The following is a 24,133-nucleotide window of genomic DNA, read 5'->3' on the forward strand; positions in this document are numbered from 1 at the left end:
TCATGCATCCCGCCGGGCTGGCTCTCTGTACGCGAGCGCACGCTTGCGCGCGGCTTAGCGCCATTGTCCATAGACTTCGCCGTAATGCTCGGGTTCCGGCGCCGGCGCGGCAAACCAGGCGCGCGGATCCACGCGATAATACGCCTCGAACTCCGCGTACAGGTCGGGATGGCGCGCGGCCAGCTCGTGCGGTTGCTCGAAGAAACTTTCCGTGGCCACCGCAAAGAACTCGGCCGGGTTCGTGGCGCCGTACGGATCGAGCACGTCGCGCTGGCCCCAGTACGCATCGCGCCGCAGCATGGCGAAGTCGCGCGACAGCGTTTCCGACCAGATGCGATAACGTTCCGGACTGCCGAGGAAGGGCGCGCCGTTGTTGCTGCCCGATTCGCTGTCGAGCTGGTGTGCGAATTCGTGCAGCACGACGTTGTGCGTGCCCTCGGATGCCAGGCCCGCGCGGCGCACGTGCTCCCAGGACAGCACGACGCGGCCGTCGCCCCACGATTCGCCCAGCAGGTCCTGGCGCGTTTCCGTGACGACACCGGCGGCGTCCTGCTCGCGACGCGGCACGAGGAAGGCACCGGGATAGACGAGCACGGCATGGAGGCCGGGATACACGCGGCTCGGGCGATTGAGCAGCAGCAGGCAGGCCTGCGCGGCGATGGTCACGCGCATCTCTTCCGTCACCTCGAGGCCGGCGCAGCCGACGAACGTCTTGTGGTGCAGGAATTGCTTGACGAGGCCTTGCAGCTGCGCGCGCAGTTCGGTGGACATGCCCCGGTATTGCGCGACGTTGCGTTCGATGACGCCGAGCTGAAAGGCGGTCAGCGGCCGCCCGAGCACCCGGCGCAGGCGCCAGCGCGGGACGAGCCAGGCCAGCAGCACGGCGAGCGCAAGCGCGGCGCAGACGACAGCGGCTTCCATCGCAATCTCCCGATACCGGTGTTAATTGGCCCCGGCCGGCGCCTGCCGCGCGAAATGCGCGGTGACCGCCTCGGCACCGCCGATCAGCTTGCCGCCGACAAAGACCTGCGGCCACGTGGTGCCGCCGGAGACGGCACGCAGCACGCTGGTCGTGATCTTCGCATCTTGCGGGATGTCCGTGAAGACGATGCCGTTCGCCTTGAGCACGGCCTTGGCGCGCGCACAAAACGGGCAGCCCGGCTTGGAAAACATCACGACCGGTTCGCGCGGGGTCGCGTCCGGATTGATGTAGCGCAGCATGGTGTCGGCATCCGACACTTCGAACGGATCGCCCTCCTTGTCCGGCTCGATGAACATCTTCGCGATGACGCCGTCCTTGACGAGCATCGAGTAGCGCCACGAGCGCTTGCCGAAGCCGAGATCGCGCTTGTCGACGAGCAGGCCCATGCCTTCCGTGAAATCGCCGTTACCATCGGGGATCATCGTGATATTGCCCGCTTCCTGGCCGGCCTGCCAGGATTGCAGGACGAAGGCATCGTTGACGGCCATGCAGACGATGTCGTCGACGCCGTTCTCGCGAAAGGCAGGTGCCAGTTCGTTGTAGCGCGGCAGGTGCGCGGAGGAACAGGTCGGCGTGAACGCGCCCGGTAAGGCGAACACGACGACGGTCTTGCCTTTGAACAGGTCATCGGTCGTCACGTCGCGCCACTGGTCGTTCGGGCGCGCCTTGAACGTGACGCGGGGAACCGGTTTTCCTTCCAGGGCTTCGGCACTCGGCAGCATGGATTCTCCTTGATGGGGTAAGCGGTCAGGGTGCCGCATCCGGCATATGAGCGCGCTTGTCGCCTTTTCAATTGGGAATCTGGAAAAAAACAGCGCCACCCGGCCTGTCGGCGGGGTGGCGCGTCGGCCGCGGCTGCTTCCTGCGGCCGCGGGTCGGATTGCGGGCGCTCAGGCGCGCTCTTTGCCGACCTGGCTCGGCGGCGGGCCGAACAGGGCGGCGACGAGCGGATCGCGGGTCACCGGGCTGCGGTTGACGCGGATCGCGTAATGGGTGTCGTCGGCGAGGATGTGGAAGTGGCGCCCGGTGCCGGCCATGCTCTGCTCGCGCAGGCCCGGACGCTCCTTGCGCGGAGCGACGCCTTCGCGCTTGGGCTGGCAGATGGCGCCCAGGAAGGCCTTGACGCGATCGGGGTCCGGCGAAATACGGTACACGGCCTTGCCCAGGTAGGTGGCGGTGCCTTCGATGTAGCGGGCCAGTTCGATGACGCCGGCTTCGCGCAGGTCGCGGATGTATTTGCGGGCGCCCGAGGGCGAGAATTTGAGGAACCAGGCGATTTCGTCGGCCAGCATCTCATGGGTTTGCAGCTCGCCAATCAGCTTCTGCATGTTCTCGATCCGGCGCTGGGTGGCCGACGTCGACCGCACCCGCTCGATCGGCGCGAGCGAAATCGGTGCGCGCTCGGTCGGCTGCGGTGGGACGCGTTCGATCAGTGCAGAGTTGCTGGAAGTGTGCACCGCGTTGAGATCGCCTTGTACCGCATTGTGGTGAGTCGCTGCATGCATATTGGTCTACTCCGTGAAGAAAGGACTGTGTTCTGGTATGGCCCGGACCGCCGTGTCTGTATGACCACTTGTCAACACGCCGGTTCCGCTTAACTGGATACAAGATTGCCCGCCTCATCACCCCTGGTCTGTGCGCCATCCAACATTTCTAAAAATTTCTGAAAGTTATTTATCCTTCGAGGCAAGAGAAATTCATACGTGAATTGACGAGCAACAAATTGGCGGGGCTCAACGGGAAGCATGCAGCGCCGCCGGAAATCGAAGCGGTATTGATCAGCCGTCGCATGAGCGAGCGCATGCATTCCCGGGACTGGAGATGACGAAGCTGTAATGAAACGAAGCTACATCGCAGGAAGGGCGACGTTGCGCGTAAAAGGCGGATTTTACTTCGCAGTTCGTAACATTTTGAAACAACACGCAATCATGGCATAAATGACTACGTTGTAAAATCACCACAGCAACCGGCCGTTAGGTGCGCTAGCGCACTGACCCGAAAAATAGCCGACTTGTAAGCTTGGCATCAACATCTCTGCAAGGCATGCGATGTCAAGTACCTTTACAACTTATGGGAGTTACCTGTGAATAATACGAAGAAGATCGCTCTGGCCGCCGCCATCCTGTGCTCAGCCGGAACGGCCCTGGCCCAGGACACCACCGAGGTCATCAATCCGTCGTGGTATATCGCCCCGACGGTGGTCGGCATCAAGCCCGACCATGATTTCCTCACCTCGAAGAAGGACTGGGGCGGCGGCTTGAAGTTCGGTAAGGCCGTGCATCCGCTGTGGGATATCCAGTTCGGCGCCACCCAGGCGCGCGTGGACGACAACGGTTACAACTACCGCCAGACCCTCGTCGGCGTCGATGCCCTGCTGATGCTGTCGCGTAAGACCTTCCGTCCGTACCTGCTGGTCGGCGTGGGCGGCGAGCGCGACCACGAGAGCAATCCGATCCGTAACGCGTCCGGCTGGTCTCCCTACTACCAGGCCGGCTTCGGCTTCCAGGTCAGCATGAACGACCAGTGGTCCCTGCAGGCCGACCTGCGCGACGTGCGCGCCCACCTGCGCGACGACGACAAGTTCGGCTTCTCGCGCGCCAACACCAAGTACGCGACCGTCAGCCTGAACTACGCCTTCAACCCGCCGCCGCGTCCGGCACCTGCCCCGGCACCGGCACCTGCACCGGCTCCCGTCGTCGAGACCCCGCCGCCGGCACCGGCCGCTCCGCCGCCACCGCCGCCGGCCCGTTTCGAGAAGGTGACCCTGTCGGCCAGCGAACTGTTCGGTTTCGACAAGGCGACCCTGAACATGCCGCAGCCCAAGCTGGACGACATCGCCGCCGCGCTGCAGGCCGATCCGTCGATCACCGACGTGGACATCACGGGCTACACCGACCGTCTGGGTTCGACCAAGTACAACCAGAAGCTGTCGGAGCGCCGTGCCAACGCCGTGCGCGAGTACCTGATCGGCAAGGGCATCGACGGCAGCCGCCTGAAAGCCTACGGCAAGGGCGAGCAGAACCCGGTCGTGACCGACTGCCACCAGAAGAAGCGCAAGGACCTGATCGAGTGCTTGGCACCGAACCGCCGCGTGGAAGTGGAGCCGATCACCGTCGAGCGCCGCGTGCAGTAATGCGACCATGCAGGGCAGCCGCCCTGCTCGCGGCCGGCAGCAGTCCGCCGGCCGCGCCTGAGCGGTACCGGGCGTAGGCCCTTGAACGCGCCTTTCGGGCGCGTTCGTCTTTTTGGAGGTAACCCGATGGCAGTACAAAACTGGATCCCCTTCTCCCGCCAGGTCGTCCACGTGATGCGCTGCGCCGTGACCGAGTGGCTGGGCCACCGGGCGTCGAGCAAGGGCGCCGCCCTCGCCTTCTACACCTTGTTCTCGCTGGCGCCGATCCTCGTGCTGGTCATCGCGATCGCCGGCTTTTTCTACGGCACCGACGCCGCCCAGGGCCAGTTGCTGGACGAACTGCGCGGCCTCGTCGGCAAGCAGGGCGCGGAAACCATCCAGGCGATCCTCGCCGGCGCCCGCAACAAGGAAAGCGGCAAGCTGGCGACGATCATCGCCACCGGCCTGCTGCTCGTCGGCGCGACGAGCGCATTCGCCGAACTCAAGGACAGTCTCGACGAAATCTGGGACGTCCCGCAGCCGCAGGACGCAACCTGGTGGGATACCGTGCGTACCCGCCTGCTGTCGTTCGGCCTGATCCTCACGCTGGGCCTGCTGCTGATGTTCACGCTCGTCGTGTCGGCCGCGCTGACCCTGCTCGAAAAATACCTGGGCGGCATGTGGCATTCGGCGACGATCGTGCTCGGCTGGGTGGCGTGGGCGTTCAGCTTTCTCGTCATCGCCGTGATGTTCGGCGCGATCTACAAGCTGCTGCCGCGCGTGAAACTGTCCTGGCACGACGTGACCATCGGCGCCCTCGGCACCGCCATCATGTTCACGCTGGGTAAATTCGCGATCGGCCTGTACATCGGCAACAGCGGGACGGCGAGCAGCTTCGGCGCGGCCGGGTCCCTGATCGCGCTGCTGCTGTGGGTGTATTACTCGGCACAGATCTTTTTCCTGGGCGCGGAATTCGCCCGCCAGTACGCCTTGCAGATGGGCAGCCTGCGCGACAAGGACGTGCCCGGTGCGCGCAAGCCGGACGCCGCGCCCGGGTCGCACCCGTCGCCGGCACGCTGAACCCGGCGCGGCGCGGCAGGACGCGTGCGCGTGCGCGGCGACCGTGCCGCGCACACACCTATTCGCCGAGCAGTTCGGCGATGACTTCCATCCCCTCGACGCGCTCCGCCACGACCTTGATCACGACGACGACCGGCACACCGAGCAGCAATCCCCACATGCCCCACAGCCAGCCCCAGAACAGCAGGCTGACGAAGACGGCGGCCGGGTTCATCTTCGCGATCTTGCCCGTCATCCAGGTCGTGACGACCATGCCGACGAGCGTCGCGAGCGCCAGCGACGCACCGGCCACGAGGATCACCATGCGCAGCGATTCGAATTGCAGAAAGGCGACCAGGCCCGTGACCGACGTGATCAACAGCGGCCCGAAGTACGGCATGATGTGCGCCACGCCGGCGAAGATCGCCCACGCGCCCGCGTTTTCCAGGCCGATGGCGCGCAGCGCCGCCCACATCAGCAGCGCCAGCAGGACGTTCGTGACGAGCAGCATGAACATATAGTTCTGGATGGACGTGTTGATGTCTTCGAGGATGTGCACCGTGACTTTTTTCTGCGTCAGCGACGGACCCGTCAGCTTGACCAGCTTGCGCTTGAACGTGTCGCCCGCCAGCAGCAAAAAGAACACGAGGAACACGACCATCGTGGCCTGCGAGATGAAGCTGGCCAGCCCGACGGACCCCGCCAGCAGCCAGTCCATGATGCGGAAATTGCTGGCGCCCGGCGTCGGCGTGGCGGCCGCTACCGATGCGCGGCGCGGCGGCGCGGCCCGTTTCGCACCGCCGCCCGCATTCGCGGCGGCCTGCTCGAGCTCCGCCGCGGCGGCCTGCACCTGCTGGATGGTCGACGGCCCGTCCGACCCGTCCGTGAGGATGCGCGTGACCTTGTGCGTCAGCGTCGGCAGTTCGTCGACGATGTTCAGGAATTCGCCCTGCACCCGTTGCGCGGTCAGGCCCATGCCGACGAGGATCAGGGCGGTGACGGCGGTGGCGCCGATGGCTCGCCTGATGTGCCAGCGTTCCAGCCAGCGCACGACGGGGCTGAGGGTGTAGGCGATGAAGATGCCGAGCAGGAGCGGCACGAGGAAATTCTTGGCCCACTGCAGGCCGAAGACGAAGGCGACGGTCGCGATCACGCCGAGCGTGAGACCGCGCGCATTCACGTGGACGGGCAGGCGCAGTTCGCCGTGGACGGCACCGAGCTCGTCGCCGGTCGGCGCGCCGGCACCGTTCACGAGGCCGGCTTCGCGCGCCGCCTGTTCGAGGTCGGCGGCCGGCATGGCAACCGGAACGATGGTGTCGGATGCCTCGGATGGTGCGGGGCCGGATTGGGCGAGCTGCATGATACCTGCCTGAAAAAAACAGCCGATCCCGGGCACCCGCCGGACAGCTTCCTGCCCTGGCGGATGCCGCACGGTGCGGCGATCGAACTACCGTCGGGCCGGCCATCAACCGGCCGTCCCGATGGCTTTATTTTACGCGGATGTCGTTCTTGACCGACGACACACCCTTCACGCCACGCGCCACGTCGGCGGCTTTCTGCGCATCCTGCGGCTGGGCCACGAAGCCCGACAGCTGCACGTCACCCTTGTAGGTCTCGACGTTGATCTCGGTGGACTTCAGGGTCGGCTCGTTGAAGATCGCGGCCTTGACCTTCGCCGTGATGGCGGCGTCGTCGACGTACTCGCCGGTGCTTTCGTGGACCGGGGTCGACGAGCAGCCGACGACGGTGAATGCGACGGTGGCGGTGAACAGTGCGGTAGCGATGCGTTTGCTGACGTTCATGATGAACTCCTTGTTAGTGGTGGTACTGGTTGTGCTCTTGACGAGCGAGGTGCGGATGGCCCGCTTATTTACCGAACTCGGCCTTCGCGGCCGAGACGCATTGGTCCTTGGCGGCGCCCGCGAAGGCGTCGCATTTCTCCATGGCGACGCGATACGCGGCGGCCACCTTGTCGTCGCGCGCCTGGTTGCGCGCTTCGATCGTCTTCTGGTCGGCCTTGGCATCGGCCTGGGCCGCGACGAGGCGGGCCTTGGCCTGTTCCTGGCAGACATCCTTCGGGTTGCCCGTGAGGCCGGCGCAGCGCGCCTTGTCGGCGTCGTAGTTCGCGGCGGCGATGCGCATGCGCGCCCGCGTGTAGGCCTTCAACGTGTCTTCGTATTTGGCCCGCGCTTCTTCCTCGGCATGCACGCGCACGGCTTTCGCCTCGAGCACGCACACGTCCTTCGGATTGCCCGTGATGGCATCGCAACGGGCACGCGCGGTCTTGTACTCGGCCGCCGCCGCGTCGCGCGCCTGCTGGAAGGCCAGCTTCGCTTCCGGCGTCGCCGCATGGACATGTCCAGCTGCCCACAGTAGGGCGGCCGCCAACAACAGGATCGTGTGTGGTGCGCGCATTGTTCTTCTCCTTTTTGCCACTCTTTTTTGAAGTCCTGGTGACGTTTTACTCTGCTGTAAGGATGATTTCTGTTCGCTGACGAACACAGGAAAGGAGATGGTGAAAACGCCGCGGTTCACGGCCGGGAAGTGGGTGCGTCATCGCACAGACCCGTTACACATGACTGCGTAATCTGATCCTACATTTTTTGCCAGGAGAACAAGTCATGAAAGCTACTCGTACCCTTGCCGCCCTCGTCGCGGCCAGTGCGCTCCTCGGTGGCTGCGCCAGCCAGTCGACCCAGCCCTCGTACGCCAATGACGGCTACCGCAGCGGCTACGACAACACGGCCTCGACGGGCTACGGCACGATCGAATCGATCCAGGTGAGCACCGGCGAAGCCCGCACGAGCGGCGCCGGCGCGATCGTGGGCGGCCTCGTCGGTGCGCTGGCAGGCAACCAGGTCGGCAGCGGCGGCGGCCGTACCGCGGCCACCGTGGCCGGTGGCGTGGCGGGCGCGGCGATCGGCAACCGCGTGGAGGCGAATCGCAATCCGGAAGGCCAGCAGATGTACTCAGTCAATGTCCGCCTCGACAATGGCGAATACCGCACCGTGGTCCAGGACAATGTGTACGACCTGCGTGTGGGCAACCGTGTGCGTATCGTCGACGGGCGCGTCTATCGTTACTGAGTCGTCTCGGAACCGCAGTGATCCTGTCCAGCCGGCGCGAGCCGGCTTTTTCGCGCCCGCGCGATCCGCAGTGTTCCAACGACCGCGGCACATAAAAAGACGGCGTCCAATCAATGATTGCGACGCCGCTCAAGCCCCACCATATTCATGATCGGCAACGACCCGGGGTCGATGTCGACGCGTTGTCCCTAGTATGCCACTTGCTGCGCGCGTTTGCGCTGCAAGTACCAACCGAGCGCGCCCAGGATGACGGCGGCGCCCAGCGCCGGCTTGCCGAGCTTGCGTTTGCGGATGAAGCCCAGCACCGTCAGGGCGTACGGCGCCATGACGGAGATGCTCGTGCCGGTCGGCTTGAGCAACGCGTCGGCCCGGGTCCGCAGCGCCCAGGTCGCGTGGTCGATGACCGAGTGCAGCATCACCTCGGGACGGGCGCCGTGCTTGATCTGCGCGCGCGCGTGGGCGACGCCCGCGCGGAAGAACTCGCCGTCGCGCAACAGGGCCCGCTTGCGCTCTTCGTGGGAACCCTGCGTGTGATGGCCTATCGTCTTGTCCATGTCGTGATCCTTTCTGCTTACATCAGCATGTCGCGGTCGTTGCGCAATTCCTTCATGGTCTCGGGGAACGCCAGCTTGCCCTGCTTAAGCAACGAGAGTCCCTTCATCACGAGGATCAGGGTGATCACGGCGAACACGGCGAACATGACGAGCAGGATCTTCCACCCCATTTCGTCCCAGGCCAGGGCCACGATCATGGCGGTGCCGTAGGCCAGCGCGAACCACGTGGCCAGGGCAGCCAGCGCGAAGATGGCCACGAGTTCGATCACGTGATTGCGCACTTCCGACAGCTCGAGCGCGGCGAGTTCCACGCGCGACACCACGAGGCCGAACAGGTTCCTGGCCAGGCCCGTGATCCCACCCATGAGGCCGGGGCTATGCACGACGGTTTCGTTGTTATCCATGGCTGCCCCCGACCGTTATTATTTGCGACCCAGAATGACACCCAGCAGCAGGCCGACACCGGCCGCCACGGCCACGGTGCGCCATGGGTTGTCCTTCACATAGACATCGGCCGACTGCGCCAGTTCCTTGCCCTTGACCATGGCTTGACCCTGGTATTTGCTGGCCTTGCCCAGCGCTTCGTCCAGCAGTTCCATGCCGCGCTCGCGCAGTTCGTCGGCCTTGTTGCCCGTGAGGGAGGCGGCGGCGCTCAGCAGCGACTGGGCATCCTTGACGAGCGCTTTCATGTCGCCCGAGGTGTCTTTCGCGGCGCCGTTGACGGACGATGCGCTGCCGTTGGCGCGGCTGATGGTATCTAGCATGATGTGCTCCTTGTCATTGGTGGGTAGGTAAAAAGTCAGGCCAGCAGGTCGCGCATGTCGTCGGCGTGCTCTTCCTCGACGGCCAGGATCTCGGTCAGCATGATCTTCGTGGTCGGATCGCTGTCGCCGATGGCCTGGATCATCTGGCGGTAGGACTCGATCGCCACGCGCTCGGCGATCAGGTCGGCGCGGATCATCGCCTGCACGTCGTCCGAATCGTCGTACTCCGCATGGCTGCGCTGGGTCAGCGTGGCCGGATTGAAATTCGGCGAGCCGTTCAGCTGCACGATGCGCTCGGCGATGCGGTCGGCGTGGTCCTGTTCCTGCTGCGCGTGCTCGAGGAATTCGGCCTTGATGTGGCCCGTGTTCGGGCCGCTGACGGTGAAGTAATGGCGCTTGTAGCGCAGCACGCACAGCAGCTCGGTCGCGAGCGCGGCATTGAGCATCGCGATCACGGCTTCGCGGTCGGCCGCATAGCCTTCCGTCACGGCACCGTCTTCGAGATTGGCGGCCGCGCGGCGGATTTCCGCGATGTCGAAGCCGTGCGCCAGGTTGGATGCGTTCTGTTCCATGATGAATCTATCCTCGTTTCTGTGGTGGGTTCAAGCTTCAGCGCTGCGCCGCCCGCGGCGGGATCGTCGCGCCCTCGTTCGACAGCACGATCTCCACGCGGCGGTTCAGCTGGCGGTTGGATGCCGTATCGTTCGACGCGACCGGAAAGGCCTCGCCGTAGCCGCGCATGCCGATGCGTTCGCGCGGCACGCCGAGGCTGGCCAGGGCCTGGGCCACGGACGCCGCGCGGCGCTCGGACAGGTCCTTGTTGTGGGCCGCGCTGCCGGTGCTGTCGGTAAATCCTTCGACCATGACCGTGCGGTCGGGGTTCTGCATCATGATCTCGGCCAGCTTGCGTACGTTCGCCATGCCGTTCGCGTTCAGTTCCGCGCGGTCGGTGGCGAACAGCACGTCGCCGATCGTGACGACCATGCCGCGGTCCGTCTTCTGCGCATGCAGTTCGGCGAGCAGGGTTTCCAGGTGCGCCGCGCGGTCGGCCTGTTGGGCGGCCTGCTGCTGGGCCGCGGCGGCCTGCTGCTGGGCATCCTGGGCCTGGGCCTGGGCAGCGGCGGCCTGGGCCTGGGCGGAGGCGGCGTCGCGCTTGGCACGGTCGGCCTCGGCGGTGCGGGCTTCCAGCTGCACGCGGTCGCGCTGGTGGCTCGCATTGGCGACCTCGGCCTCCGCAGCCTTGGACTTCGCCACTTCCTGGGCCGTGGCGATGCGCTGCTTGGCGACGTACGCGAGGCGGTCGATCGTGTCGAGGCTCTCGCGCTGGGCGGCGGCCTGGTTGGCGCGGTCGAGCGCTTCGCCGGCCTGCTTGAATTCCATCGACGCGTACGTCGCGACCTGCGGGTTGTTGTTGGCGGCAACGAAGTCGGCACGCGCTTCATCCAGCGTGGGCGTCGTGGTCGGTACGGTGCTGCACCCGGCCAGCGCGACGGTGCCGGCCAGTACGATAGCCTTCAGGAATTTCAATGTCATGATGCTTCCTTTCTGCGGTCTGGCGCGCCTTCACGGCGCGGTTCTTGTCGTCGGATGAAGCTACGGTGCTGCCCTGATCAGTGCTGGTCGGAATTGGCGCGGTCGACTTCCTGGCGCAGCACGCGCAGGTCCTCGTTGAGCGCATCGGCGGCGGCCGTGGCCTTGGCCGAATTGGCCTTGCTCTGCGCCAGCTTGGCGTCGGCCTGGGCCTGGACCGCCAGTTCGCGCGCCGTCTTGTAATCCTTGGCGGCGAGCGCCTGGTTGGCGCGCATCATCTTGTCGCGCGCCGCGTTGATCTCGACCGGCGCCAGCTCGGGCGCGCCGGCCGACACGGCGTTCTCGACCGCATTGTGCGAAACCGCGACGGCAGCCGTGGCCGGGGTCTTTTCCGGACTGGCACAGGCGGCCAGCGAAAGTACCGCGGCGGCTGCGCCGACCCGCATCAGCAGGTTCATCGATTTCGTATCCATCTTGCGACTCCATTCTTGAATAGTGTTGGTAACGTTATAACCCTCCAGCCCGCCGAGATCGGTTCGCTGGCGCACATAGACACCCCCTTGGCTTTCCTGCGGCCGGGCTACGGTGCGGCACCGCACATTGACGGGCCGGCCTTTGCGATAATCTGCGATCAACCCATCCCACCAGAACAAATAAAAGGAAGGCCATGACAGCCCAACAGCCCAAGCCCGGCGCGCACATGTCGCGTCCGGTCAAGATCACCCTCGGCATCGTCGGCGTGCTGGTGGCGATCCCCGTCATCGCCATCATCATCCTGCTCACGTTCGACTGGAACCGCATCAAACCCTGGCTCGACGACAAGGTCAGCGACGCGATCGAGCGCCCGTTCGCCATCCGCGGCAACCTTGCCGTCCATTGGGAGCGTCCGTCCGACAGCATACCGAAAGGCCAGCGCACGTGGCGCGATTACATCCCGTGGCCGCACCTGTATGCGGACGACGTCCACGTGGGCAACCCGGCCGGCCTGCCGCAGCGCGACATGGCGAGCGTGCGCCAGTTCTCGTTCTCGCTCGATCCGTTCGGTCTGCTGGCCCACACCATCCACGTGCCGGTGCTGCGCTTCGACGGCCCGCAGGCCGAGCTGCTGCGCACCGACGCCACGCACTACAACTGGGTCTACAAGCCCGAAGAAAAGAAATCGAAGTGGACGCTCGACCTCGAGCGCGTCGTGCTGAACAAGGGCACCGTGCACGTGATCGACGCCGTCACCAAGGCCGACGTCACGGCCGACATCGACACGATCGCGAACGACCCGACCTACGGCATCGCCTGGACCTTGCGCGGCGAGTACAACGGCGCGCCCGTCGGCGGCGGCGGCAAGGCGGGCGCCGTGCTGTCGCTGCGCAACCAGGACGAACCGTTCCCCGTCAAGGCCGACATGCACTCGGCGAACACCCGCATCGCCATCGAAGGGACGGTCACGCGCCCGGCCCACCTCGCCGGCATCGACCTGCGCCTGACCCTGGCGGCGCCGTCGATGGCGCGGCTGTATCCGTTCACGGGCGTGCTGCTGCCGGAGACGCCCGCGTTCTCGACGGAGGGCCACCTGACGGGCGAGCTGGGCAAGGACAAGAGCCGCTGGGTCTACGACAAGTTCAAGGGCAAGGTGGGCCAGTCGGACATCGCCGGCCGGCTCGAATTCGCGACCGGCAAGCCGCGCAACAAGCTGACCGGCAACGTCGTATCGCACCAGCTGCGCTTCGCCGACCTCGGCCCGCTGATCGGCGCCGACTCCAACGCGAGCAAGCGCGCGCGCGGCGTCGCCGACGTGCAGCCGGAAGGCAAGGCACTGCCCGTCGAGAAATTCCATACGGAGCGCTGGAAGGTCCTGGACGCCGACGTCCGCTTCACCGCCGACCGCATCGTCAAGGACAAGGACCTGCCGATCAGCAAGCTGCAGAGCCACGTCGTGATGAACGACGGCGTGCTGACCCTGCAGCCCCTCGATTTCGCGATGGCCGGCGGAAACGTCAACGCGAACATCAAGCTCGACGGCAGCGATGCAGGCAACCCGATCAAGGCCACGGCCGACGTCAAGGCGCGCGACATCCACATCAAGGAATTGTTCCCGCAGATCGAAAAGATGCAGGCGACGGTCGGCTCGATCTATGGCGAAGCGAAGCTCACGGCGACGGGCGACTCGGTCGGCGCGATGCTGGCCGACGCCAACGGCGAAGTGAAGGGTCTCGTCAGCCAGGGCGTCGTCAGCAAGCTGCTGCTCGAGGAAGCGGGACTGAACGTCGGCAACGTCATCATCACGAAACTGTTCGGCGACAAGGAGGTCAAGCTGAACTGCCTCGCCGCCGACCTGGGCGTGAAGGACGGCGTGGCGACCACGCGCACGTTCGTGCTCGACACGGACGACGCGATCGTCGACATCAATGGCTGGGTCAATATGTCGACCGAGCAGTTGGACCTGCGCATCAAGCCGGAGACGAAGGCGCTGCGCGTGTTCACCTTGCGCACGCCGTTCTTCGTGCGCGGCACGTTCAAGCATCCCGACCTGTCGCTCGACAAGAAAGTGCTGGCGCTCAAGGGCGGCGCGGCGGCCGCGCTCGCGATCGTGGCGGCACCGGCCGCGGCCCTGCTTCCGCTGATCAACACGGGGCCGGGCAAGGACAGCCCGTGCAACGCCCTGCTGGCGAAGGCGGGCGCGAAGCCGGTCGCGCCGCCGCCCGGTAAAACGGCAAAGCGTTGAGGTCGGCACAGTGTTATTTGTCGTACAGAGCGCTATGCGGTGCACATGTAAGCTGGGGTCATGGTAAGGCCGGCGTCGTTCCCGAACACAGGCCGGCATCGCGAGGAAGCGCAGGCGTAATGAAACGTTTCGGTATTGGCAAGGTCCCGGCAGCATCGGCAACGGCACTGCTGGCGGCCCTGGCACTATGCGGGATCGCGGGATGTGCGACCGCCCCACCCTCGGCGGCCGTCCGGCAGACCGACGACACCAGCATCACGGCCGGCGTGAAGTCGGCCCTCCTCGGCGATGCCGGCCTGAAGGCAAACGAGATCGACGTCGACACGGACCAGGGTGTCGTCCGGCTGAGCGGATTCGTCAGTTCGGCGGACGACGTGGCGGCGGCCGCCGCGGCCGCGCGCACCGTGAGGGGCGTGAGATCGGTCAGGAATGAGCTTCGCCTCAAGTGAGCATTGGAAACCGTGAAGAAGTATAAGCAACCCACCTCAAGGAGATCATCATGAAAACCATCAAGCACATCATCGTGACCGCATCGCTGGCAACCGTGGCCCTGGGCCTGAGCGGCTGCGCCGGCATGTCGACGCAGGACCGTAACACCGCCATCGGCGCCGGCGCCGGCGCAGTGGTCGGCGGCGCACTGACCGGCGGCAGCGCGGTCGGCACCGTCGGCGGCGCTGCCGTGGGCGGCGTGATCGGCAACCAGGTCAAGTCGACGCACTGAGCGCGCTTGACGCGGCAATGAACGACGCCCCGCGAGCCGGGGCGTTTTTTTCGTCGCCGCCGCTGGACACGTTTGCGGACCGGACCTGCTTCGTGGGCACGGGGTGCCCACTCTACGGGGTGAGCGCGTTTGACGCGGTGATCGGGGCGGGTGACAAAATCATGCGCGTGCCGGCTGGCACAAACTATCACCGCGTGGACGGGTTGCAAAATCGCGCACGTATCGGGGATGCGCAACCGTAGGGCGCACGGCCCTCGCCCACGACATACGGGCTGACGCATTACCGTAGGGTGGGCGGCCCCCGCCCACGATGCCGAGATGCCGACAAAAGGACTCAGGCCAGCACCGGCGCCCCCACGCCCGCCCCCGCTTCGCGCACGATCTCGTAGCAGGTGCAAGCCGCCGCCGCCAGGCGTTCCGGGTCGAGGATCTCGATATTCCCGCGGCTGTAGTTGATGAGCCCCTGCTGCTGCAACGCGCTGGCGGCCTTGGTGACGCCCACGCGGCGCACGCCCAGCGCGTGGGCGAGGAATTCGTGGGTCAGGTGGAATTTGTCGGATTGCAGGCGGTCGCGCGTGACGAGCAGCGAGCGCGCCAGCCGCGCTTCCAGCACGTGGTAGCGGCTGCACACGGCGATCTGGATGGCCTGGGCCAGCAGCGCATCCGTGTAGCGGTACAGTACGCGCTGCAGGGCCGGGTTGCGGCCGAATTCGGCGCGCAGGCGGTCGGCCCCGATGCGGCTCGCGCTGCCCGCACGCTGCACGACGGCGCGCACCTGGGTCGTGTCGTGCCCGAAGGCCACGGTGGCGCCCAGCATCCCTTCGCGCCCGACGAGACCGACCTCGAGCGTCATGCGGCCCTCGGCCACGGCCATCAGCGAGATCAGGCAGTCGTGCGGAAAATAGATATGCCGGATGATGTCGCCCGGCTCGCACAGGACCGCGCCGACGTCCACCTGCACCTGGTCGAGCGCAGGCAGCATGCGGGCCAGTTCCTGCGCCGGCAACGCGGCCAGCAACAGGTTGGCATTGTGCTCGGCGACCACGGGTGGAGCGGCTGAATTCATCGGACCCTCGCGGTTGGACTTCATCGGTTCACACGGTGGCTGAGGTTCGAAAACAAAACAGCGGTATTTACACCGTCCGGAAACATTTGCAAACAACTTTCAGTCAGCCTACCGGCCACGCCATGGCAAGTATGTACGGTGACGCACGGAACAGGGTGTTGTTGCCAGGGACAATGGAAACGTACCGGACCCAGGGGCTTGCGGCCCCGCACCGTCCCCACAGACACCGGAAAGGATAACCATGGAAGCGCACCCCACCCCGCCCACGAGGGCCAGGCAACACCCCCTGCTGATCGCCGCCGCGGTCGCGATCATCCTGTTCTGCGCCATCGGCACGGCCGCCATCATGGGCTGGCTGCCGACGTCGAGCGGCGGCAACCGCGGCCAGTTGAACGAGGCCGACCGTGCCGCCCTGTCGGCCGGCCTGCAACAGCCGGGCCACCCGGGGTATGCGGCGCCCGGCGCGTTGCCGCCCGCCACCGTGCCGGCCGCGCCGCTCGCGGCCCAACCGCTGGCGTCGCCGGGCGTCGCCACGCCGGGTTACGTCGCGTCGGCGCCGGCACAGTCCACCTATCCGGCACCGGCGGGCGCCCAGGCCTACGGCGACAGCGGCAGCCAGGGAGCGACCGGCGCCGGCGCCGATTACGCCGCCGCGCCGGCGCCGCAATACGCACCGGCCGCGCCGCGGACCGCGCATAAATCGACCAGAGTGGCGCAAGCCGACACCCGCGAGAACTGGTGCGGCAACTGCGGCAACATCGAATCGATCCGCCTGATCAAGACGCGCGCCCAGGGCAGCGGCGTGGGCGCGGCCGGCGGCGCCATCCTCGGCGGACTGCTCGGCCATCAGCTGGGCGGCGGCCATGGCCAGCAGCTGGCGACCGTCGCCGGCGCGGTCGGCGGCGCCGTCGTGGGCAACCAGGTCGAAGGCAATATGAAGGCCGACACCAGCTATGAAATCCGGGTCCGCCTGGACGACGGCTCCCTGCGCACCTTCCACCAGCACAGCGTGCCGCCGTGGCGCACGGGCGACCGCGTGCGCATCGTCAAGGGCACGCTGCGCTCGGCCTGAACGGGGAGCGCGCGTGCGAAAAGACCGGGGCTGCGGCCCCGGTTTTGTTTTTGTAAGGCCGACGTGCTATGTTGAAGATAGGTGCCGGCTCGCATGGGATTGCACCTTGTACGATCGTTCACTAAGTTTTCTTTTTCGCAATGTGCGCTGGCGCACGGATGAGTTCGCCTGCGCACATAAGAATCGACCTCAGCTTCATACGGCAGAGAACACTCAAGCGAAAGGACGTGACATGAACAGCGTGGCATGGATCGGCATCATTCTCTGGGGACTTCTCCTGACGGGCTTCGGCCTGCTCAGCGCGGGCCCGTCACCGCAGGCAGCAACGGCCGACCTGGCGGTCCAGGACGTGTTTTTCCTCATCACCGGCGGCCTCCTGACCTGCCTGATCGGCTTCCTGGGACTGATGGGCTTCATGGGCTGGATCCCGGGATTGCACAAGGAACAAAAAAGCGCGATGTAATGTACGGCATCGTACGGAGCGCAGAGGTCGATAGTTCGATACTGGAAACACGGCAAGCAAGCCGTCAACCTCCCGCCGTCAACCATGAGGACATCATCATGCTCTATACAATTGCCGTCATTCTCATCATTCTGTGGCTCGTCGGTCTGGTAACCTCCTACACCGTCGGCGGCTTCATCCACATCCTGCTGGTCGTCGCCGTCATCATGATCCTCGTGCGCCTGATCAGTGGCCGAGGCATATAGTCATCACGACGAAGGCACGCACCGTCGTGCCGAACCGCAGCGACGTGCGGTCCTGACCGATCCGTTTCGCGGTCGTGCCTGCTACTGCGGGTGCGACCACGAAACGGATATTTTTTTTGAAGGAGTCCCTCCATGAAAACAACCCTGATCCGTTCGACCCTGTGCGCCACCGCCCTCGCCGTGGCCGCCACCGGCTGCGCCGACATGAACCAGACCCAGCGCGGCACCGCCAGCGGCGCCGGCATCGGTGCCGGCCTCGGCGCGATCCTCGGCGCCACGACGGGCGGCGGCGGTTCCGGCCGTGCCACGCGCGGCGCGATCCTGGGCGCGGCGGCGGGCGCCGTCGCCGGCAACGTCTGGTCGCGCCACATGGAACAGCAGCGTCAGGCGATGGAACAGGCCACGCGCGGCACCGGCGTGCAGGTCTCGCAGACGTCGGACAACCGCCTCAAGCTCGAGATCCCGAGCGACATCTCGTTCGACACGAACCGGTCCGACATCAAGCCGAATTTCCGCCCCATCCTCGACCGCTTCGCCGCCACCCTGAACGAGAATCCGGCCACCAACGTGACCATCATCGGCCACACGGACAACACGGGCGGCGACCAGATCAACCAGCCGCTGTCGCTCGACCGCGCCGCCCACACGCGCGACTACCTGACGGCGCGTGGCGTGAATCCGGCCCGCATCACGGTCGAAGGCCGCGCCGCCCGCGAGCCGGTCGCGTCCAACGACGATCCGGCCGGCCGCGCGCGCAACCGCCGCGTCGAAATCTTCGTCGGCGAACCCGCCCAGCAAGGCTGAGCGCGCCGGCGCAGGTGCGCGCCGGATTTCACGGCGCACGGTGTATCCTCGGGCAAGGCCAACCACAGGAGATGCCATGTCCAGCGACACCGTGCGCATCGTCCGCGAGGAAATTCTCTCGGACCATTATCTGCCCCTGAAAAACGTCACCTACGCGCTGCGCCGCCATGATGGCGACCTGCAGGTGCAATCGCGCGAGGTCTACGACAGCGCGGATGGCGCCGCCGTGCTGCTGTACAACCGTACCCATCGCTCGGTCGTGCTGACGCGCCAGTTCCGCGTCGGCGCGCGGCTGGCCGGCCACGATGGCTTCCTGCTCGAAGCGGCGGCCGGCACGCTGGACGGCGCCGATCCGGCCACGCGCGCGCTGGCCGAGGCGCGCGAGGAAACCGGCTACGACATCGACCGCGTGCAAGCGGCGCTGCGGCTGTATGCCAGTCCGGCCTCGACCACGGAACGCATCCACCTGTTCGTCGCCGAGTACGAGCGCGAGCGGCGCCGCGACGGCGGTGGCGGCAATGCCGGGGAAGGCGAGGACATCGAGGTGGTGGAACTGGATTTCGACGACGCGCTCGCCATGGTCGAAACGGGCGACATCGTCGACGCCAAGACGGTGCTGCTGCTGATGTACCTGGAGCGCAAGGTGCTGGGGCGGCACGGCGAAGCGTCGTGATCCCCCATCGATGGCGCTGTCCGGCCCTGCCGGGCGCCGCGACAATGTTTGAAAGGAAAACGTAACGATGAACAAGACCATCGCCCGCACCCTCCTGCTTGCCTGCGCCTGCGCGGCGCTTCCCGCCAGCGCCCAGGCCATGAAGCCCGGCCTGTGGTCGCTGTCGAACCAGGTCACGTCGAGCGATCCGGCAGTGGCGCAAGCGATGGCGGCCATGCAGCAGCAGATGGCCAGCATGTCGCCCGAGCAGCGCCGCCAGATGCAACAGATGATGCAGCAGAACGGCGTGCAACTCGACATCGGCGCGGGCGGCGCGTTGCAAACCCAGCTGTGCATGACGCGCGACATGGCCGAGCGCAAGGAATTCCCCGTCCAGCAGGGCGACTGCAAGCAGACGTACACCCAGCAGTCGCCCACCCGCGGCCACATCGTCTTCACCTGTACGAAGCCGCGCGTGAGCGGCGAAGGCGACGTGACGTCGGACGGCGACACGGGCTACCGCGCCCACATGAAGATCAGGAGCGACGAACAGGGGCGCAACCAGGTCGTCGACATGGACGTGACCGGCAAATGGCTGGCGGCCGATTGCGGCAACGTCCGCCCGATCGCCGTCCCGCGGGCGAAGTAGCCGCACGCCCCGAATGGAGTTCAGCCAGGCTGCGTGCCTGGCTTTCTTATTGCCGACGCACGATCGGTTTTACCCCAGATAACTTGCCCAAAACCGGGCTCTGACCCCGAATTGTCGACTCAGGTCGTCTCGGTATAGGCGAGATAGAGGTCGCGCGCTTGTTGGGCCACCGGCCCCGCCGGCAGGTCGCGGGCTTCGTAGCGCGTGCACGGCGTGACTTTGCCGTAGTTGCCGGTGCTGAAGATCTCGCGGGCCGTTTCCAGCTCTTCGGGCCGGACGGTGCGCTCGACCACGTTCACGCCGGCCCCGGCCAGCAGCGCGATCACGCGGGCGCGGGTGATGCCGGCCAGGAAGGTGCCGTTCAGTGCGGGCGTGACGACGTCGCCGTCGGCCGCCACGAGGAACAGGTTCGAGGTCGCGAACTCCGCCACGTTGCCCGCCGCGTCCAGGAGGACGGCGTTGTCGAAGCCGCGTGCCTTCGCTTCGCGCAGCGCGCGTGCCGTGTTGGCGTACAGCGCGGAAGCCTTGGCGTCCGTCGGGGCCATCGTGGGTTCCGGGCGGAGCAGCGGCGACAGGCAGGCGGAAAAGCCGGAGAACGGCGGCAGCGGCGCGTCGAACAGGGTCAGCGCGAAGCCGGCCGCTTCGGGCGTGGGAATCAGAAAACCTTCGGAGGCGAACACGAGCGGACGGATGTACAGTTCCGCATCCGCCGGAAAGCGCGCGAGGCCCTCGCGCACCAGCGCTTCCATCTCGTCGACGCCCAGCGGGCAGCGCAGGCCCACCTTCTCGGCCGACGCGATCACGCGCTCCAGGTGCGGACGCAGGTCCGGCAGGTGGCCGCGCAGCGCACGCGCGCCATCGAAGACCGACGAGCCCAGCCACACGCTGTGGTCCATCGCGCCGAACAGTGGCGTATTCCCTTCAGCCCATTGTCCCTTGTAGTAAGTCAGGTACATATTCTTCCCTCGTGATGACGTCAAGCACCAAGTGTAACGCAGGCCCGGCCGCTCGGTTCGTCAGCGTACAGTGGCCGGAGGTGTCCACGCGTACACTGACATTTCCATGCCGCGAATGTTTTCCATGCTCCCAATTCTCGAACGCCTCGACCCCGACAGCGACCGCATCGACCTCCTCGTCGACCTGGTCGATCAGCTGCGTCCGCGCCGCGCGCACGACCACGGCCACGCGATCGCCCAGGTGCGCACGCTGGCCCAGCTCCTGAAGGGCCATCCCGGCCAGGCCTGGATCCTGCGCCGCTACCTGACGACCCTGCTGGAGACGCGCCGCCACACGAGCCTGTATTCCGACGTCGGCATCCTGTCGAACGACGGCTTCTTCACGGAGCTGAAAAAGCGCATCGCCTACCGCATCCTGCCGCCCGCGCTGGACGAGATGTACCTGTCGGACACGCTCGACAAGGTCCTGTGCCGCGACGACGATTACCTGTGGATCCGCGCCGTGCCGACCGCCGACTGGCTCGACCTGTTCGACGTCGTGGCCGCTGCCGCGCCGCCGGACGGCGCCGTGACCGAACCCGCCGAACCCGCCCGTGCGCGCCAGGTCGTGCTGGCGGGCCTGCTCGACGCGATCCGGACGCTGTCGTGCCGCGTCTGCGCGCTGGGCCTGGAGCCGCGCCTGATCCACGCCCACATGGAGATCGAGGAAGTCGATTCGCCCTTCCTCATGCAAAACATCGAGGCGAACAAATACCTCGACGACTACGGCCGCCTGACCGCGGGCGAGGTCGACACGATGGAAGACGCGCGCCACCTGCTCGTGATGCTGGACCAGTGCGAAGACGTCGTGCTCAAGATCCGCAGCAAGGCGCTCGCCTCGGGCACGAGCGTCGCGCTGACCTACCTGCTCGTCGCGCTGACGCAGAGCATCGACCGCCTGCGCAAGCTGCTGTTCCTCGTCGATACGAGCGGCGAGCTCCCGTCCGCGCCGACGGTCGACGTGGAAGCGCTCGCAAACGAGGCGACGCCGCCCTCCGAGCCGCCGACCAGCCTGCGGCGCGCGGCCGCCGTCGACCTCGCGCAGGAACTGGCCGAGGCGCACAACACGAAATACGAAGTGCGCGGCCTGCTGCGCGACAACATCGACCTGCTGGCCCGCAACGTGACGGAAAACGCGAGCCGCACGGGCGAGCACTACATCGCCGAACGGCGCGCCGACCTGCGCGGCATGTTCGCGTCGTCGGCCGGGGCCGGCATCGTCATCGGCGTCATGGCGCTCTTCAAGATCCTGATCTCGTACCAGCACCGCGCGCCCCTGATCGAAGCGCTGTTCTACAGCCTCAACTACGCGGCCGGCTTCATCCTCGTGCACGTGCTGCACTTCACCATCGCCACCAAGCAGCCGGCGATGACGGCCGCGCGCATCGCCGCCGCGCTGCACGACACGGCGCAACGGGGCAACGTGCGCGGCAAGAGCCGGCGCCAGGTCGACGTCGACAGCATGGCGGCGCTCGTGAACAAAGTGTTCCGCACGCAGATCGTCGCCGTGCTGGGCAACCTCGCGACCGTGATCCCTGTCGCGTGGATCATCGCCCTCGCGTGGTACTGGGCCTTCGGCACCCACCTCGTCACGCCGGCCAAGGCCGAGCACCTCATCGCCGACAGCCATCCGTGGCACTCGCTCGCGCTGCTGCACGCGGCCATCGCGGGCGTGTGGCTGTTCGTGTCCGGCCTCGTGTCCGGCTACTACGACAACAAGGCGCTGTACACGCGGATGGGCCGGCGGGTCGAACAGCTGCGCTGGCTGCGCCGCCTGCTCGGCGAGGAACGGCGCGCCCGCTTCGCGCGCTACGTCGAGGACAACCTGGGCGGCCTGATGGGCAACTTCGTGTTCGGCGTGCTGATGGGCACGACGGCCACCGCCGGCTTCCTCCTCGGCCTGCCGCTCGACGTGCGCCACGTGACGTTCTCGTCCGCCAACTTCGCCATCGGCGTCGTCGGCCTCGGGAAGCCGCTCGATCCGGAGACGATCGCCGTGACCGTCCTCGGCATCGCCCTGATCGGCATGGTCAACCTGCTGGTGAGCTTCGGCCTCGCGCTGTGGGTGGCGCTCAGGGCGCGCAAGGTGCGCTTCCACCACGGGCTGAAGCTGCTGCATGCGCTGGGCCGCCGCCTGTACGCGGCGCCGCTCGATTTCTTCATCGGACCGCGTGACCTCGACGAGGTGCCGCTTCCCGCCAACCCGCGAGGATTCAAATGAAATCCCCCCTGCGCTTCGCTCGCCGCCTGTCCCCGTTCGCCTGGCTGCTGGCCCTGTGCCTGTGTTGCGGCGTCGTCGCGTGCAAGTCGCTGCCGGACGTCGACCCGGACCCGCCGGCCAAGGGCACGCCGACGATCGAGACGACGAAGGGCACGCTGGCGCCCAGGAAGGCGTCCGCCCTCGTCGCGCGGCGCTGGGCCAATGCGAGCAGCAACCTCAAGGCGCTGGCCGCGCTGGAAGAACAGGCGACCGGCGTGCCCCTCATCGCGGGCAACAAGGTCACCCTGCTGTTCGACGGCCCCGCGACGATGCGCGAAATGATGGCCGCCGCGCGCGTCGCCACGAGCTCCATCAACCTCGAGACCTATATCTTCGACCAGGACAAGATCGGCAACGAATTCGCCGACGTCCTGATCGACAAGCAGCGCCAGGGCGTGGCGGTGAACGTGATGGTCGACGCCGTCGGCGCCCTCGCGACGCCGGCCGCCTTCTTCGACCGCATGCGCCAGGCCGGCATCCGCGTGCTGATCTTCAATCCCGTCAACCCGGCCAAGGCGCGCGGCAAGTGGGAACTGAACAACCGCAACCACCGCAAGCTGATGGTCGTCGACGGCAAGGTCGCGTTCACGGGCGGGATCAACATCAGCAGCACGTACGCCAACAGCTCGCTGTTCCGCTCGCGCCGGAAGCCGGACCAGGTCGACGGCGACAAGGTCGGCTGGCGCGACACCCACGTCAAGATCGAAGGCCCGGCCGTCGCGCCGCTGCAATGGTCGTTCATCGACCTGTGGGTGCAGCAGGAAGGCGGCGAACTGCCGCAGGCCGAGTATTTCCCGACCTTGACGCCCGCCGGCGACAAGATCATCCGCGTGCTCGCGTCGGATCCGGACCACGAATCGGACATCTACAAGGCGCTCGTCGTCGCGATCAACGAGGCGAAGAAAACGATCCACATCACGTCCGCCTATTTCGTGCCCGACCAGCAGATCGTCGACGCCCTGATCGCGGCGGCCGGGCGCGGGGTCGACGTGAAGCTCGTGCTGCCCGGCGTGTCCGACCACAGCCTGATCCGCTATGCCGGCCAGGCGTTCTACGACCAGCTGCTGGCCGGCGGCGTGCACATCTTCGAGCTGCAGATCGCCGTGCTGCACGCCAAGACGGCCGTGATCGACGGCGGCTGGTCGACGATCGGCTCGGCCAACATCGACCGGCGCAGCTTCATCCACAACTACGAACTGAACGTCGTCGTGATGGACCCGGCGTTCGGCACCGCGATGGAAAGCGCGTTCAACGAGGACTTGCGCGACTCGAAGGAAGTCCTGCTCGAACGGTGGCGGCACCGGCCGTGGTCGGACCGGATCAAGGAATGGATGTCGCGGTTGGGGGAATACTGGATTTAGGTGGACATGCGGGCCGAGGGCTTCATGCGAGCTGACCAT

General features: G+C 66.5%; 28 protein-coding genes. 14 read left to right on the forward strand and 14 right to left on the reverse strand.

The genetic code is table 11. The features are described 5' to 3' along the window. Positions 1-54 precede the first annotated feature (54 nt). From U9J41_RS16325 to U9J41_RS16335, 3 genes are all read right to left on the reverse strand, one after another. Positions 55-921: a M90 family metallopeptidase gene (locus tag U9J41_RS16325; RefSeq protein WP_322403243.1), complete on the reverse strand. Its 867-nt coding sequence runs from the start codon at positions 919-921 to the stop codon at positions 55-57. A 21-nt stretch (positions 922-942) separates the two neighbouring features. Continuing rightward, positions 943-1,704 carry a glutathione peroxidase gene (locus U9J41_RS16330; RefSeq protein ID WP_322403244.1) on the reverse strand — a complete coding sequence of 254 codons (762 nt, stop codon included), beginning with the start codon at positions 1,702-1,704 and terminating at the stop codon, positions 943-945. A 168-nt stretch (positions 1,705-1,872) separates the two neighbouring features. Next, positions 1,873-2,487: a winged helix-turn-helix domain-containing protein gene (locus U9J41_RS16335; RefSeq protein ID WP_056450762.1), complete on the reverse strand. Its 615-nt coding sequence runs from the start codon at positions 2,485-2,487 to the stop codon at positions 1,873-1,875. A gap of 578 nt (positions 2,488-3,065) precedes the next feature. Between U9J41_RS16335 and U9J41_RS16340 the strand changes: the two genes are divergently transcribed. Both U9J41_RS16340 and U9J41_RS16345 read left to right on the forward strand, forming a co-directional pair. Continuing rightward, positions 3,066-4,115, forward strand: coding sequence for an OmpA family protein (locus tag U9J41_RS16340; RefSeq protein ID WP_322403245.1), 1,050 nt, complete (start codon positions 3,066-3,068; stop codon positions 4,113-4,115). Positions 4,116-4,241: 126 nt separating this feature from the next. Further along, on the forward strand, positions 4,242-5,174 hold the full coding sequence (locus tag U9J41_RS16345) for a YihY/virulence factor BrkB family protein (protein ID WP_322403246.1): 933 nt from the start codon (positions 4,242-4,244) through the stop codon (positions 5,172-5,174). 58 nt (positions 5,175-5,232) lie between these two features. Here the strand turns inward: U9J41_RS16345 and U9J41_RS16350 are convergent, their stop codons facing one another. From U9J41_RS16350 to U9J41_RS16360, 3 genes are all read right to left on the reverse strand, one after another. Beyond that, a complete protein-coding gene (locus U9J41_RS16350) occupies positions 5,233-6,513 on the reverse strand; it encodes an AI-2E family transporter (protein ID WP_322403247.1) in 1,281 nt (426 codons plus the stop codon). 127 nt (positions 6,514-6,640) lie between these two features. Continuing rightward, a complete protein-coding gene (locus U9J41_RS16355) occupies positions 6,641-6,955 on the reverse strand; it encodes a BON domain-containing protein (RefSeq protein WP_322403248.1) in 315 nt (104 codons plus the stop codon). A gap of 64 nt (positions 6,956-7,019) precedes the next feature. Next, positions 7,020-7,568: a hypothetical protein gene (locus U9J41_RS16360; protein WP_322403249.1), complete on the reverse strand. Its 549-nt coding sequence runs from the start codon at positions 7,566-7,568 to the stop codon at positions 7,020-7,022. 206 nt (positions 7,569-7,774) lie between these two features. Between U9J41_RS16360 and U9J41_RS16365 the strand changes: the two genes are divergently transcribed. Then, positions 7,775-8,239: an outer membrane lipoprotein gene (locus U9J41_RS16365; RefSeq protein ID WP_322403250.1), complete on the forward strand. Its 465-nt coding sequence runs from the start codon at positions 7,775-7,777 to the stop codon at positions 8,237-8,239. A 188-nt stretch (positions 8,240-8,427) separates the two neighbouring features. Here the strand turns inward: U9J41_RS16365 and U9J41_RS16370 are convergent, their stop codons facing one another. The 6 genes from U9J41_RS16370 to U9J41_RS16395 form a co-directional block, all read right to left on the reverse strand. Then, positions 8,428-8,793 carry a hypothetical protein gene (locus U9J41_RS16370; RefSeq protein WP_322403251.1) on the reverse strand — a complete coding sequence of 122 codons (366 nt, stop codon included), beginning with the start codon at positions 8,791-8,793 and terminating at the stop codon, positions 8,428-8,430. Between the two features lie 17 nt (positions 8,794-8,810). Next, positions 8,811-9,197 (reverse strand): phage holin family protein, encoded by a 387-nt coding sequence (locus U9J41_RS16375; RefSeq protein WP_056450742.1) that lies wholly within the window; start codon positions 9,195-9,197, stop codon positions 8,811-8,813. Between the two features lie 18 nt (positions 9,198-9,215). Further along, positions 9,216-9,482, reverse strand: coding sequence for an ElaB/YgaM/YqjD family protein (locus tag U9J41_RS16380; protein WP_322403304.1), 267 nt, complete (start codon positions 9,480-9,482; stop codon positions 9,216-9,218). 110 nt (positions 9,483-9,592) lie between these two features. Then, positions 9,593-10,129, reverse strand: a complete 537-nt coding sequence (locus tag U9J41_RS16385; RefSeq protein ID WP_056450739.1) for a ferritin-like domain-containing protein — start codon at positions 10,127-10,129, stop codon at positions 9,593-9,595. A gap of 37 nt (positions 10,130-10,166) precedes the next feature. After that, positions 10,167-11,090, reverse strand: coding sequence for an OmpA family protein (locus tag U9J41_RS16390; protein WP_322403252.1), 924 nt, complete (start codon positions 11,088-11,090; stop codon positions 10,167-10,169). A gap of 77 nt (positions 11,091-11,167) precedes the next feature. After that, the gene (locus tag U9J41_RS16395; RefSeq protein WP_056450732.1) at positions 11,168-11,560 is read right to left on the reverse strand and encodes a DUF4398 domain-containing protein; all 393 of its coding nucleotides are present in this window, start codon (positions 11,558-11,560) and stop codon (positions 11,168-11,170) included. 194 nt (positions 11,561-11,754) lie between these two features. On the opposite strand from U9J41_RS16395, the gene U9J41_RS16400 reads away from it, so the two are divergent. The 3 genes from U9J41_RS16400 to U9J41_RS16410 all read left to right on the forward strand — a co-directional run bounded on the left by U9J41_RS16400 (position 11,755) and on the right by U9J41_RS16410 (position 14,527). After that, the gene (locus tag U9J41_RS16400; RefSeq protein ID WP_322403253.1) at positions 11,755-13,806 is read left to right on the forward strand and encodes an AsmA family protein; all 2,052 of its coding nucleotides are present in this window, start codon (positions 11,755-11,757) and stop codon (positions 13,804-13,806) included. Positions 13,807-13,925: 119 nt separating this feature from the next. Then, positions 13,926-14,255, forward strand: a complete 330-nt coding sequence (locus U9J41_RS16405; protein ID WP_322403254.1) for a BON domain-containing protein — start codon at positions 13,926-13,928, stop codon at positions 14,253-14,255. 50 nt (positions 14,256-14,305) lie between these two features. Then, positions 14,306-14,527: a glycine zipper 2TM domain-containing protein gene (locus U9J41_RS16410; RefSeq protein WP_056450720.1), complete on the forward strand. Its 222-nt coding sequence runs from the start codon at positions 14,306-14,308 to the stop codon at positions 14,525-14,527. 334 nt (positions 14,528-14,861) lie between these two features. Here U9J41_RS16410 and U9J41_RS16415 read toward each other — a convergent pair whose 3' ends face one another. Further along, the gene (locus U9J41_RS16415; RefSeq protein ID WP_322403255.1) at positions 14,862-15,593 is read right to left on the reverse strand and encodes a Crp/Fnr family transcriptional regulator; all 732 of its coding nucleotides are present in this window, start codon (positions 15,591-15,593) and stop codon (positions 14,862-14,864) included. A 241-nt stretch (positions 15,594-15,834) separates the two neighbouring features. On the opposite strand from U9J41_RS16415, the gene U9J41_RS16420 reads away from it, so the two are divergent. The 6 genes from U9J41_RS16420 (at position 15,835) to U9J41_RS16445 (ending at position 19,478) form a co-directional block, all read left to right on the forward strand. Next, a complete protein-coding gene (locus U9J41_RS16420) occupies positions 15,835-16,665 on the forward strand; it encodes a glycine zipper 2TM domain-containing protein (protein ID WP_322403256.1) in 831 nt (276 codons plus the stop codon). Positions 16,666-16,897: 232 nt separating this feature from the next. Then, entirely contained in the window at positions 16,898-17,128 is a 231-nt protein-coding gene (locus tag U9J41_RS16425; protein WP_322403257.1) for a hypothetical protein, read from the forward strand. A 98-nt stretch (positions 17,129-17,226) separates the two neighbouring features. Next, a complete protein-coding gene (locus U9J41_RS16430; protein WP_157202169.1) occupies positions 17,227-17,373 on the forward strand; it encodes a lmo0937 family membrane protein in 147 nt (48 codons plus the stop codon). Positions 17,374-17,505: 132 nt separating this feature from the next. Then, a complete protein-coding gene (locus U9J41_RS16435) occupies positions 17,506-18,177 on the forward strand; it encodes a YiaD family glycine zipper/OmpA-like lipoprotein (RefSeq protein WP_200958422.1) in 672 nt (223 codons plus the stop codon). 76 nt (positions 18,178-18,253) lie between these two features. Beyond that, positions 18,254-18,850 (forward strand): NUDIX domain-containing protein, encoded by a 597-nt coding sequence (locus tag U9J41_RS16440; RefSeq protein ID WP_322403258.1) that lies wholly within the window; start codon positions 18,254-18,256, stop codon positions 18,848-18,850. Positions 18,851-18,917: 67 nt separating this feature from the next. Beyond that, positions 18,918-19,478, forward strand: coding sequence for a DUF3617 domain-containing protein (locus tag U9J41_RS16445; protein WP_322403259.1), 561 nt, complete (start codon positions 18,918-18,920; stop codon positions 19,476-19,478). Between the two features lie 119 nt (positions 19,479-19,597). Here the strand turns inward: U9J41_RS16445 and U9J41_RS16450 are convergent, their stop codons facing one another. Further along, a complete protein-coding gene (locus U9J41_RS16450; RefSeq protein ID WP_322403260.1) occupies positions 19,598-20,434 on the reverse strand; it encodes a branched-chain amino acid aminotransferase in 837 nt (278 codons plus the stop codon). A 124-nt stretch (positions 20,435-20,558) separates the two neighbouring features. Between U9J41_RS16450 and U9J41_RS16455 the strand changes: the two genes are divergently transcribed. Then, positions 20,559-22,694 carry a site-specific recombinase gene (locus U9J41_RS16455; RefSeq protein WP_322403261.1) on the forward strand — a complete coding sequence of 712 codons (2,136 nt, stop codon included), beginning with the start codon at positions 20,559-20,561 and terminating at the stop codon, positions 22,692-22,694. Then, positions 22,691-24,094, forward strand: a complete 1,404-nt coding sequence (cls, locus tag U9J41_RS16460; protein ID WP_322403262.1) for a cardiolipin synthase — start codon at positions 22,691-22,693, stop codon at positions 24,092-24,094. Before U9J41_RS16455 ends, cls begins: the two co-directional genes overlap by 4 nt. The last annotated feature ends 39 nt before the right edge of the window (positions 24,095-24,133 follow it).

The sequence above is a fragment of the Massilia luteola genome (assembly GCF_034420155.1).
Classification (GTDB): Bacteria; Pseudomonadota; Gammaproteobacteria; order Burkholderiales; family Burkholderiaceae_D; genus Telluria; species Telluria luteola.